General features: G+C 74.6%; 9 protein-coding genes. 4 read left to right on the plus strand and 5 right to left on the minus strand.

Translation table 11 applies throughout. The features are described 5' to 3' along the window. Positions 1–56: 56 nt before the first annotated feature. Together ACFUK0_RS37290 and ACFUK0_RS37295 are read right to left on the minus strand one after the other, a co-directional pair. The gene (locus tag ACFUK0_RS37290; RefSeq protein ID WP_380257972.1) at positions 57–1076 is read right to left on the minus strand and encodes a LacI family DNA-binding transcriptional regulator; all 1020 of its coding nucleotides are present in this window, start codon (positions 1074–1076) and stop codon (positions 57–59) included. Between the two features lie 404 nt (positions 1077–1480). Then, positions 1481–2734, minus strand: coding sequence for an ROK family protein (locus tag ACFUK0_RS37295; RefSeq protein ID WP_380257974.1), 1254 nt, complete (start codon positions 2732–2734; stop codon positions 1481–1483). A gap of 17 nt (positions 2735–2751) precedes the next feature. On the opposite strand from ACFUK0_RS37295, the gene ACFUK0_RS37300 reads away from it, so the two are divergent. Further along, positions 2752–3987: an MFS transporter gene (locus ACFUK0_RS37300; protein ID WP_380257976.1), complete on the plus strand. Its 1236-nt coding sequence runs from the start codon at positions 2752–2754 to the stop codon at positions 3985–3987. 237 nt (positions 3988–4224) lie between these two features. Then, positions 4225–4794 (plus strand): HutD family protein, encoded by a 570-nt coding sequence (locus tag ACFUK0_RS37305; RefSeq protein WP_380257978.1) that lies wholly within the window; start codon positions 4225–4227, stop codon positions 4792–4794. Between the two features lie 29 nt (positions 4795–4823). Here ACFUK0_RS37305 and ACFUK0_RS37310 read toward each other — a convergent pair whose 3' ends face one another. The 3 genes from ACFUK0_RS37310 to ACFUK0_RS37320 form a co-directional block, all read right to left on the minus strand. Further along, positions 4824–5585, minus strand: a complete 762-nt coding sequence (locus ACFUK0_RS37310; RefSeq protein ID WP_380257980.1) for an acyltransferase — start codon at positions 5583–5585, stop codon at positions 4824–4826. A 137-nt stretch (positions 5586–5722) separates the two neighbouring features. Beyond that, positions 5723–6487: an enoyl-CoA hydratase family protein gene (locus tag ACFUK0_RS37315; RefSeq protein ID WP_380257982.1), complete on the minus strand. Its 765-nt coding sequence runs from the start codon at positions 6485–6487 to the stop codon at positions 5723–5725. A gap of 440 nt (positions 6488–6927) precedes the next feature. Next, positions 6928–8211, minus strand: coding sequence for an MFS transporter (locus ACFUK0_RS37320; protein ID WP_380257984.1), 1284 nt, complete (start codon positions 8209–8211; stop codon positions 6928–6930). A gap of 84 nt (positions 8212–8295) precedes the next feature. Here ACFUK0_RS37320 and ACFUK0_RS37325 point away from each other — a divergent pair, with 84 nt between their 5' ends. Then, on the plus strand, positions 8296–9312 hold the full coding sequence (locus tag ACFUK0_RS37325; protein ID WP_380257986.1) for an ArsR/SmtB family transcription factor: 1017 nt from the start codon (positions 8296–8298) through the stop codon (positions 9310–9312). 227 nt (positions 9313–9539) lie between these two features. Beyond that, complete coding sequence (locus ACFUK0_RS37330) at positions 9540–11843, plus strand: glycosyl hydrolase family 18 protein (protein ID WP_380257988.1); 2304 nt, start codon at positions 9540–9542, stop codon at positions 11841–11843. Positions 11844–11879 lie beyond the last annotated feature (36 nt).

Below are 11879 nucleotides of genomic sequence, written 5' to 3' on the forward strand. Positions count from 1 at the left end.
GTCCCTTCGGACCTGGCGCCACACCCTTCGGACGGAGCCCCCGCACCGGGGGCGGTTCAGGCCTCCCGGTGCCCCCGGCAGACAGCCGTCGAGCTGCGGACAATCAGCTCCGGCTCGAACAGCATCGACTCCTCGGCCGTCTCCCGTCCGTCCATCTGCGAGACCAGGGAGGCGATCGCCGCCGCCGCCATCGCCTGGACCGGCTGGCGGGCCGTGGTCAGCGGCGGGTCCGTCACCGACATGTACAGCGAGTCGTCGAACCCGACCACCGAGAGCTCCTCCGGCACCGCGATCCCGCGCCGCCTGGCCGCCCGGATCGCCCCCAGGGCGAGCGCGTCGCTCGCGCACACCAGCGCCGTCACCCCCTCCCCGAGCAGGCGGCCGAGCGCCATGCCGCCACCCTCCATCGAGAACATCGAATGGGCCACCAGCGGCCGCCAGAACTCCGGCCCCTCACCCCGCGCATGCCAGTAGGAGGTGTACGCAGAAAGCTTGCGGGCGGAGGGGACATGGCCGACCGGGCCCAGCGCCAGGCCGATCCGCCGGTGCCCCAGGGCCGTCAGGTGGACGAGCGCCTGCTCGACCGCGACGGCGTCGTCCGCCGCCACCTGGGGCACACCCAGGTTCTCGTCCGCCGCGTTGATCAGCACGATCGGCACCCGCCGCTCCCGCAGCGCCCGGCCGTGTTCCGGGCCGGCGTCCGCATAGCTGGAACCGACGAAGATGATGCCGCCGATGTTCTGCTCCAGCAGCATCTGGATGTAGTGCGCCTCGGAGACCCCGTCCGCCGTACGGGTGCACAGCACCGGGATCAGGCCGCGCTTGTTGAGCGCCCCCGCGAGGGCCTCGGCGAACGCCGGGAAGACCGGGTTCTGCAGGTCCGGCACCACCAGGCCGACCAGCGGCGCCCGGGTGCCCCGCAGCTTGGCCGGCCGCTCGAAGCCGAAGACGTCGAGTGCGGTCAGCACCGAGTCCCGGGTCGCCTGCGCCACGTCGGGCCGGCCGTTCAGCACGCGACTGACCGTCGCCTCACTGACACCGGCGAACCTGGCAACTTCGGAGAGTCGTTTCGTCACGGGAACCAACCTACAGGACGCTACGCAAAAACAAAGATCACCTACGCAAGAAGATGACTTGAGACGCAAAAACTTGGTTCGAGTCGGTACTGCAGGGCACACCGGTCCGGCACTCAGGACGGGCTCGGGGTCGCTCCCCCGACGACCCGGCCGGCCGCATCCGCGATGTCCGCCGGGAAGGGGCCCGCTGTGAAAGGGGCCGGCTGTGACAGGGGCCCCGCCGTGACAGGAGCGGCCGCGCCAGGGGTCGCCGAATCACGGCGCCGCGTCGCCGTACCCACCGTCCGGGGCCGCGTGCCGCGTGCCGCATCGCCCGACGAGCCGAACCGGCCCCGGAGGTGGTCAGCCCTCCTCCCGGGGCGTCGCGCCCCCCCGGCGCCCCGTCGGGTTCCTTCGACGCCTCGTCAGCCGGCCACCACGGACTGCGGGTCGGCCAGGTACGGCCGCCAGGCGAGTTCGGCCGCGCCGACCAGGGCGCCGTGGTCGAGGGCGGCCCCGACGATCGGCACCCGGCCGCTGCGGCCCCACAGGCAGCGTTCGGCGACGACGGAGCGCAGGCGTTCCGGGTCGGCCTCCCAGAGGTCGAGGTGCAGTCCGCTCAGGACGACCCGGTCCGGGTTCAGGATGTTGGCCACTCCGGCGAGGCCGAGGCCGAGGCGGTCGATCAGGTGGTGGACGGCGGCGCGGGCGCGCGGGTCGTGCGCGGCGGAGCGGGCCAGCTCGCGGGCCTGGTCGAGCAGCGGCCGGGCCGGGTCGGGGGTGAGGCCGGCGGCGGCGAACAGCGCGTCCGGGTCGGTCTCGGAGTTGAGGCAGCCCCGGTTGCCGCACTGGCAGAGCCGCCCCTGCGGGTCGACCGTGAGGTGGCCGACCTCCAGGGCGAGCCCGGCGCTGCCGGTGTGCAGGTTCCCGTCGATGACGAGCGCGCCGCCGACGCCCCGGTGCCCGGAGGTCACCAGCAGCAGGTGGCGGGCACCGCGCCCGGCGCCGTGCCGGTACTCGGCGAGCGCGCCGAGGTTGGCGTCGTTGGCGACGGAGCTGGGCAGCGGCCGGTGCGCGTACGGGCCGTGGTCGGCGCGGCGGACCTCGACGTCGTACAGGTCGGCGACGGGGGTGCCGCTCGGCCAGGCGAAGTGCAGGGCCGCCAGCGCGGTGCCGTCCGGTTCGGTGACCGGGTTGGGCAGCGCGAGGGCGGCCCCGAGGCAGCGCCGGGTGGTGGCGCGGGCCAGCGCGGCGCCGGTCTCGGCGACGGCCCGCAGCATCCGGACGGGGTCGGTGGCGGCGGGCAGTGGCAGGTGGACGGGCGGCTCCAGGAGTCCGCCGAGGCCTGCCAGGGCGACGCTGAGCCCGTCGGCGTGGATCTGGCCCGCGACGACCACCGGGCCGGCCGGGTCGACGGCCAGCCGGTGCGAGGGCCGGCCGCGGCCGCCGCCGGCGGGGCGGGAGTCGACGGTGATCAGCCCAAGTGCCTCCAGCTCTCCGGTGACGGCTCCGGCGGTGGCCCGGGTGACGTCGAGCGCCTTGGTGAGGGCGGACCGGGTGGGCGTCTGCCCGGTGTGGATGAGGGTGAGCGCCGGGCCGAGCAGCGTGCGTCCGCGATCGGGCGCGGGGCGGCGGCTGATGTCCGGCGCGGGAATCGGGCTTGTGGGTGAGTGCGGCACACCCCTATTCTTACTTTGTGCCGCTCCTAAACAAAACCCGCGCCCGGTCGGAAGCCACCTACCAGTCTCCCAGCCCGACGACCACCTGGTCGCCGGCCCGCCTCGCCCTCACCGCCTTCTTCGCCATGGACGGCTTCCTCTTCGCCGCCTGGGTCGTCCGCATCCCCGACATCCGCGGCCAGGTCAGCGCCACCCACAGCGCACTCGGGCTCGCCCTGCTCTGCATCTCCGCCGGCGCCGTGGCCACCATGGCGGTCGTCGGCCGGCTCTGCGTCCGGTACGGCTCGCGGCCCGTCACGGTGGCCTCGGTGGCACTGGTCAGCATCGCGGTGCCGCTGCCCGCGCACACCCACACGGTGTTCTCGCTCGGCGCCGTCCTGCTGCTCTTCGGGGCCGGCTACGGCGCCGCCAACGTCGCCATGAACAGCGCCGCCGTCGACCTGGTCACCGAGCTCCGGCGCCCCGTCATGCCGAGCTTCCACGCCGGGTACAGCCTGGGCGGCCTGCTCGGCGCCGGCCTCGGCGGGCTCCTCGCGAGCAGCATCAGCGCGGCCTGGGCGCTGGCCCTGAGCGGCGCCCTCGGCCTCGCGGTCGCCGCCGCCGCCGGTACCGCCCTGCTGCGCAGCCCGGCCGCCGCCACCCCGGTCGCGGCGCGCTCTGCCAAGGCCGCCGCACCGGGCGTGCAGGGCGGCTCGGGCGTCACCTTCCTGGTCGTCCTGCTCGGCCTGACCGCAATGTTCTGCGCCTACGGCGAGGGGGCCATCGCCGACTGGGCGACCCTGCACCTCACCGACGACGTGCACGCCACCCCGGCCGTGGCGGCCGCCGGGTACGCGGCCTACGCCTTCGCGATGACGGCCGGACGGGTCAGCGGCACCTGGCTCTCCATCAGGCTCGGCCAGACCACGGTGATCGCCGCCGGCGGGCTGACCGCCTGCGCCGGGATGCTGCTGGCCTCCCTCGCACCGTCGGTGGTGCTCGCCCTCGGCGGGTTCGTCCTGGTCGGCATCGGCCTCGCCAACATCTTCCCGCTGGCCATCGCCCAGGCCGGCGCCGTCGGCGGCCCGCAGGGCGTGGCGACCGCCTCCACCCTCGGCTACGCGGGCATGCTGATCGGCCCGCCCGTGATCGGCTTCCTCGCCGACGCGGCCGGTCTGCCCGCCGCCCTCACCACGGTCGCGGGCGCGGCGGCCCTGGCCGCCGTCCTCCCCTTCGCCGTCCGCACCCGCCGCCCGGCCCGCACCGCGGGCTGACCGGTACCCCTCCCATCACCTGCCCGGACGCGCGACACCGCCCGTCCGGGCAGTCGGCCGTGCCCGGTCGGGCAGCGCGCGGCTGCCCGGACGGGCACGTGGGAGCATCCTGGTGACGGCATCCGCCGCAGCCGGGCCCCGGAACAGGACGCCGGAGCGGGAAACCCGGCGGGACAACGCAGCGGGCGCCGGAACGGGACGCCGACACGGGCGCCGGAACGGGACGGGGTGGCAGCGATGACGGTACGGGTACTGCGGGCGGCCGGCCGGGCCGCGACGCCCTGGCTCAACGGCGGCGGCGTCACCCGGGAGGTCGCGGGCGCGCCGGCCGGCTCCGGGCTCGCCGACTTCGACTGGCGGGTGAGCCTCGCCGACGTGGCGCAGGGCGGCCCGTTCTCGGTGTTCGCGGGAGTCGACCGGGTGATCACCGTGGTCGAGGGCGCGGGCATGGCCCTCACCGTCGCCGGTACCCGGCACCTGCTGGCGCAGCCGTACCGGCCGTTCGCCTTCCCCGGCGACGCCGAGACCGGCTGCCGGCTGCTCGGCGGCCCCGTGGTGGACTTCAACGTGATGACGCGGCGCGGCCGGTCGACCGCCGAGGTCGAGGTCGTCGACGGCGCGCGGGAGATCGGGGTGCCGGACGGCGCCGTGGTCCTGCTGGTCTGCCTCGACGGGAGCGCCGCCCTCGCCGCGTCCGGTGTCACCCTCGGACGCTTCGACGCGGCCCTGCTGGGGCCGCACGACGGCCCGGAACCGCTCCGGGTGGCGGGCCGCACCGCGGTGGTGACCCTCCGGGCAGCGGGCTGAAGAAGCCGGATCGGAGTACCCGCGCCGGGTCAGGACGGCGCGTTCTCCCCCGGCAGGCGCAGGTCCCAGCCGACCAGGGCCCGCAGCTGCTCCGCCGTCACGCCCTCCGGGATCGCGGTCGGCGCCTCGGTGCGGAAGGGTGGCTGCCAGCCCTCGCCGGCCGTCCAGCTGCGGACCACCTTCGCGGGGGCGCCGGCCACCACACTGTGGTCGGGGACGTCGCCGCGCACCACCGAACCGGCCGCGACCACCACGTTGCGGCCCAGCCGGGCACCGGGCAGGATCACCGCGCCGGTGCCGATCCAGCTGCCCGCACCGATCTCGACCGGCTCGTTGCGCGGCCACTGCTTGCCGATCGGCAGATCGGTGGCGCGGTACTCGTGGGCCTGGTCGGAGATGTAGACGCCGGGGCCGGTCCAGACGTCGTCGCCGAGCACGATCGACTGGTGGCCGACGATGTGGCTGTCCCGGCCGATCACGCAGCCGCCGCCGATCCGGACGATCGGCTCCGGGCCGAGGTCGAGCCCCGGCAGGAAACCCGCGCTGATCGTGACCCGCTCACCGATGATCGAGAACGGGCCGATGGTGATCCACTGCTCGTTGAAGACGGCGCCGAGCGGGAACGCCAGCTTCGTCCCGTCCCCCAGGCTGCCGAAACGGTACGGGCCGGGGTTGTCGTTCGAGACGGCGCCGGCCCGCTGCGCCCACTGCCAGCCCCGGTGCACCAGCCGCCCGACGGCGCGCCGGCCGCCGGCCCGGGCGGTGGAGAACAGCGAACTGGTGATCGGCATGCGCTCACGTTACCGGCCCGTACGCCCCGCCCGGCCCCGGAGGGTCGAACGTCACACCCGAGTCCCACCGGCGACCCTGCCGGGCGTCGGACGGGCGTCGGACGGGCGTCGGGCGGGGCGGGGCGCAGCCCGTCCGGTCACTGCGCCCAGGGTGCCGGGCGGCGCTCCAGGAAGGCCCGCATGCCCTCCTGCGCCTCGGCCGAGCCGAACAGCCGGGCGGAGAGGGCGACCAGCTCGTCCGCGTCCCGCTCGAAGGAGCGCACCACCTCGGTGTTGGCCAGCCGCTTGGACTCGGCGAGGCCCTGCGGCGAGCCGAGCCGGAGCGAGGCGAGCAGCGACTTCAGCGCGCCCTCGACGTCCTGCGCCGCCTCGGTGACCAGGCCGATCCGGGCCGCCTCGGCCGCGTCGAAGGTCTCGCCGGTCAGGTAGTAGCGGGCGGCGGCGCGCGGTTCGAGTTTGGGGCGCAGCGGCAGCGAGATGACGGCGGGCGCCAGCCCGAGCCGGACTTCGGTGAAGGCGAAGGTGGCGGCGGGGCCGGCGACGGCCAGGTCGGCGGCGCCGACGAGGCCGAGGCCGCCCGCCCGGACGTGGCCGTCGATCGCGGCGATCACCGGCTTCGGGCAGTCCACCAATGCCCGTTGGAGGTCGACGAGTCCGCGCGGTCCGACCGTCGGGTCGGCCCCGGTGGCCTCGGAGAGGTCGGCGCCCGCGCAGAACACCTTGCCGGTGTGGCCGAGCACCACGGCCCGCACGGCCGGGTCCTGCGCCGCCGCGGCGAGGCCGGCGGTGAGTTCGGCCATCAGGCGGGCGGAGAGGGCGTTGCGGTTGTGCGGCGAGTCGAGTTCGAGGGTCGTGACGGCGTCGCTGGTGGTGACGCGGACCAGGGGTGCTTCGCGGGTCATCGCGGTGGCCTGCTTTCCGGCTGAGGGTGGGTCGGACTGGCTCGGACCAGACTCTGGCACGCCGGACCGCCGCGGGCCAGGGTCCGCCACGGAAAGCACTGGTCAGCGGGCCGCCCCGGGCGGCACGTTCGACCTTCACGAGCGGGGCACCGCCGGGGGCCCGTCGCGGGCGTCGCACCGGCCGGCGGGCGGGGGGCTGCCGGGAGCCGCCGCTGATCGTTCGTCGGCTGCCGCCGAACAGGCGCCGGAAACGCCTCCACCCGGAGTGCGTTTCGCACTCCGGGTGGAGGATTTTGAGCGCCGGGCCCGGGTTGAACGGACTCTTCCTACTGAAAGTAGGACGTGCTCCGGTAGCACCACCGACGCCTGACCGAAGATCGTTCTCTTCGACGTGGTGAACATTACCAGACTGTTCACGCCCTGTTGGCGAGGCACCCCGGTCAGGCGGGCACCGGCTCCCCGCCCCGCTGCCGGGCCCACCGGACGGCCGGGGCCACCGCCAGGCCGGCGGCGCCGAACACCGCGCCGAGGGCGGCCCAGCCGAGCAGGCCGCACCCGATCACGACGGTGCTGACCAGCGCCGGGCCGAGCATCATCGCGACGGACGAACCCGCGCTGAACACCCCCTGGTAGGCGCCGTGGGCGTCCTCCTCCGCGAGGTCGAAGCCGAGCGCCCAGCCGCCCGCCTGGCTGAGCACCTCGCCGAGGGCCTGCAGGGCGACGCCGGCCAGCACCACGACCGCCGCCGCCGCGGCCGGCAGTCCGTGGGCGAGCCCGAGCACCAGACTGGAACCGGCCAGCAGCAGGCCGCCCCGGCCGCACACCCGGGCCGCCGCCCCGGGCCGCTCGGTGCCCCGGGTCGCCCGGACCTGAAGGGCCACCACCAGCACGGTGTTGACCACGATGGTGCCGGCCACCACGATCCGCGGCGCCTCGGTCTCCTTGACGATCCACAGCGGTACGCCCACCTCCAGCACGGCGAACTGCAGGCACAGCACGGCGTTCAGGGCCGTCACCACGAGGAACGGCCGGTTGCGCAGCGCCGGGTTCCGGCCACCCGCCTTCCGGCCGGTGCCGGCCCGGGCCCGGGCCGGCACCGGGACGCGGGCGTAGAGCGCGGCGGCCACCGCGAACGACGCGGCGTCGCACAGGATCGCCGTCAGGTACGCGGTGCGGGTGTCGATCTGGAGCGCGGCGGCGGCGAGCGCGGTGCCCAGGCACATGCCGACGTTGGTGACCACCCGCAGGTACGCGCGCCCCGCCACCCGGCGGTCCGCCGGGAGGACTTCGGCGTACAGCGCGTTGCGCACGGCGGACGAGCCCCGGTCTGCGGCGGCCACCACGCAGGCGAGCGCGACGAACGCGGCGTAGCCGTGCACGAGGGCGTACGCCGCCGTGCCGGCCGCCTCGACGGCGACCAGCAGGACGAGCACCCGGCGCACTCCCCAGCGGTCCGCGGCCCGGCCGGCCGGGATGCTCGCGGCGACTCCACAGAGCCCGGCGGCGGTCAGGCCGAAGCCGAGTTGCGCGGCGGAGAGGCCGAGCACCCGGGTGAAGAACAGCACCGCGACGGCGAGCGAGAGCCCGTTGCCGACGCAGTTGACGAGGGTGAGGCGGGCGAGCCGGCGGACCATCGGGTCGGGGTGCAGCAGCCTGGCGGGGCCGCGGGCGGGGGGCACGGCAGCGGGCGGCGGCGCCGGAGTGCCGACGGGTGAGGTGGTCATGACGTGATCCCACCGCGCGCCACGGCGGGCGCAGAACTGATTTAGGCTGACCCTGAAACGTCCGGCTGAGCAGGGGGACCGCCGATGCACCGGTTCCGGCTGGGCCTGGCCGACCTGGCCGCCACCTCGTTCGCGTACTCGCCGCTGCAGGAGGCGGTGCTCAGCCTCCGGATGTGGACCCACCCCGGCGTCTACACCCTGCAGACCCCGGGGTTCGAGCGACTGCGCCCCGCCTTCGAGGCACTCGGCTGTGCGGAGCTGCTGCGCTCGCTGATCGCGTCCAACCGCTGGGTGCCGGACTTCCTGACGCCGCGCCCGCACAGCCCCGCGCCGGACTTCCGCGCGGAGCTGGCGGTGCTGCGGGCCACCCCGCCGGGCCGGCTGCGGGTCGAGCTGGAGCAGGCCTTCCTGCCGCACGACCGGGTGGTGCCCGCGCCGCTCGCCGCCGGGCTGGCCGAGCCGGCCCGGCTGCTGGCGCTGATCGCCGACGCGATCGAGGAGTACTGGGAGCGCTGCCTGGCCCCCGTCTGGTGGCCACGGGCCCGCGCGGTGCTGGAGGCCGATCTGCTGTACCGCTCGCGGGTGCTGGCCCAGCAGGGCGCGGCGGCGCTCTTCACCGAGCTGGACGGGCGGCTGCGCTGGGAGGACGGCGTCCTCGCGATCCGCCGCAAGTGGGACGTCATGGACGGGGTGGTGATCGTGGACGGGCGCGGGCTCGTCCTGGTGCCGACGTTCTTCGCCCGGGGCGCGATCACCTCGATCAGCGACGACCACCCGCCGATGATCAGCTACCCGGCGCGCGGCCAGGCCACCATGACCGGCCCGCCCGCCGCCCCGCCCGGCCCGCGCGCGCTGGAGCTGCTGCTCGGCGCGCCGAAGGCGCGGCTGCTCGCCCTGCTGGCCGAGCCGGCCTCCACCACCGAACTGGCCCGCCGGCTGGGCGTGACGCCCGGTGCGGTGAGCCAGCACCTGGCCGTGCTGTTCGACACCCGGCTGGTGACCCGGGCCCGGCACGGCCGCTCGGTGGTGTACGCGCGCAGCGTGCTCGGTGACGAGCTGTCAGGCCCCGGTCGGCCGCCCGGGGCGCAGCCCCGCCGATAGATCATCAACTCCTAAGTGGTATGGACCTGTTGACGCATTGGTCCAGTCCTCCTACAGTTCCCATGCCCCCACCCCCACCTGCGGGGGCATCGGTCGGCCACGCACGAGCGCCCGGGTGCGGCGATGCACCCCGCCGTGCGGGTCGCCCGGCCCGAGGCGCACCACCTGACGTACACCGCGCAAGGTTCGGTACCACCCTGTCCAACCCCACTGCCACAGGGAGAACCATGTCCGCACCGCACCGGCCCCGCCGCCGCACAGTGCGCAGCAGGCTGCTCAGCCTGCTCACCGCCCTGCTGCTCCCGCTGGCCGCGATCACCGTCCTCGCCGCCCCGGCCCACGCCGCCGGGAAGCTCACCGCCGTCTTCACCAGCGCCGACAACGGCTCCTGGTGGAAGGGCTCGTACATCGTCCACAACGACAACGCCGCCGCCGTCTCCGGCTGGACCCTGGAGTTCGACCTCCCGGCCGGGGTGACCGTCAGCGGCAGCTACAACGGCGACGCCACCGTCAACGGGCGCCACGTCACCGCGAAGAACGCCTACTACAACGCGAGCGTGGCCGCGCACGGCACCACCGAGCCGTACAGCTTCTGGTTCGTGGCGGCCGGCCCGATCGGCGCGCCGACCGGCTGCCGGATCAACGGCGACAAGTGCGACGGGAGTGCGGACGTCCTGCCGACGGCGCCGGGCACCCCGAAGGTGACGGAGTCGACCGCGCACACGCTCGCGCTGAGCTGGCCGGCCGCCACCGCCGGGGACTTCCCGGTCGCCTCCTACGAGGTCGTCAACGGCTCGGCCGTGCTGGCGACCTCGACCTCGACGGGCGTCCTGGTCTCCGGGCTGACCCCCGCGACCTCGTACACCCTGGCCGTCCGCGCCAAGGACACCCGGGGCAACACCGGCCCGCAGAGCGCGGCCGTCACCGCCTCCACCGTCGACCCGGCGACCGACACCGTCGTGCCGACCGCGCCGACCGCGCTGCACAGCACCGCCGTCACCTCGGCCTCGGTCGCCCTGGCCTGGACGGCGGCGACCGACAACCAGCGGATCTCCGCCTACGACGTCTACCAGGGCGGCGTCCTGGTGCAGACCGTCCCGGGCACCACGCTGGCCGCGACGGTCGGCGGGCTCTCGCCGTCCACCGCCTACACGTTCACGGTGAAGGCCCGCGACCCCGCCGACAACGCCTCCCCCGCGTCCAACGCGCTGGCGGTCTCCACCGGCGACCTGGTCGGCCCCGGCAAGTACGCCAGGGTCGGGTACTTCGCCCAGTGGGGCATCTACGGCCGGCAGTACTTCGTGAAGAACCTGGACACCTCGGGCAGCGCCGCCAAGCTCGACGTCATCAACTACGCCTTCGAGAACATCGACCCGGTCAACCTGACCTGCCTGGCCGGCGTCACCAAGGGCACCACCGCCAACCCGCAGGACCCGGACCAGGGGACGGGCGCGGGGGACGCGGACGCCGACTACGCACGGCCGATGAGCGCGGCGCAGTCCGTCGACGGGGTCGCCGACGACGGCTGGGCACCGCTGCGCGGCAACCTGAACCAGCTGAGGAAGCTCAAGGCCAAGTACCCGAACCTGAAGGTCGTGGTCTCGCTCGGCGGCTGGACGTACTCCAAGTACTTCTCCGACGCTGCGGCGACCGACGCCTCGCGCAAGAAGCTCGTCTCGTCCTGCCTGGACATCTGGATCAAGGGCAACCTGCCGCTGTACGCCGGCGCCGGCGGCCCCGGTACGGCGGCGGGCATCTTCGACGGCATCGACCTCGACTGGGAGTGGCCCGGCTCGCCCGACGGGCACGCCGGCAACCACTACAGCGCGGCCGACAAGGACAACCTGACCCTGCTGCTGGCCGAGTTCCGCAAGCAGCTCGACGCGCTCGGCGGCTCGCACAAGCTGCTGACCGCCTTCACGCCCGCCGACCCGGTGAAGATCAGCCAGGGCTGGGACCTCTCGAAGATCTTCGGCTCGCTGGACATCGCCAACATCCAGGGCTACGACTTCCACGGCGCCGGCAGCGACAACTCCTGGGAGCCGAACCGCACCGGCGACCAGGCCAACCTCTACGGCGACACCCAGGACCCGTACAACTTCCACTTCAGCGTGGACTCCGCCGTCCAGACCTACCTGACCGCCGGGGTGAACCCGCGCAAGCTCACCATCGGGTTCCCGTTCTACGGACGCGGCTGGCAGGGTGTCGCGGCCGGCGGCGCGAACGGCGAGTGGCAGACGGCGACGGGTGCGGCGCCGGGCCAGTTCGCCGAGGAGGCCGGCACCAGGGGCTACCAGAACCTGATCACCAGCGTCCCGAACCTGACCGTCTACCACGACACCCAGTCGGTCTCGACGTACGGCTACACCGGCGCCGGCGGCCAGTGGTGGACCTTCGACGACGCCTGGTCGATCGGCCAGAAGACGGCCTACCTCAAGTCCAAGGGCCTGCTCGGCAGCATGATCTGGGAGATGTCCGGTGACACCCCCACCGGCACCCTGATGACCGCGCTGGACAACGGCCTGAAGTAGGGCCTGCGCGGAGCCCAGAACGGCCTGCCGTGACCC

Source organism: Kitasatospora sp. NPDC057223 (assembly GCF_042669755.1).
GTDB lineage: Bacteria > Actinomycetota > Actinomycetes > Streptomycetales > Streptomycetaceae > Kitasatospora.

Bases quoted from the DNA above. Each gene is read 5' to 3' on its own strand.
- ACFUK0_RS37305 (WP_380257978.1), top strand. From the start codon at position 4,225: ATGACGGTACGGGTACTGCGGGCGGCCGGCCGGGCCGCGACGCCCTGG.
- ACFUK0_RS37310 (WP_380257980.1), bottom strand. From the start codon at position 5,585: ATGCCGATCACCAGTTCGCTGTTCTCCACCGCCCGGGCCGGCGGCCGG.
- ACFUK0_RS37315 (WP_380257982.1), bottom strand. From the start codon at position 6,487: ATGACCCGCGAAGCACCCCTGGTCCGCGTCACCACCAGCGACGCCGTC.
- ACFUK0_RS37320 (WP_380257984.1), bottom strand. From the start codon at position 8,211: ATGACCACCTCACCCGTCGGCACTCCGGCGCCGCCGCCCGCTGCCGTG.
- ACFUK0_RS37325 (WP_380257986.1), top strand. From the start codon at position 8,296: ATGCACCGGTTCCGGCTGGGCCTGGCCGACCTGGCCGCCACCTCGTTC.
- ACFUK0_RS37330 (WP_380257988.1), top strand. From the start codon at position 9,540: ATGTCCGCACCGCACCGGCCCCGCCGCCGCACAGTGCGCAGCAGGCTG.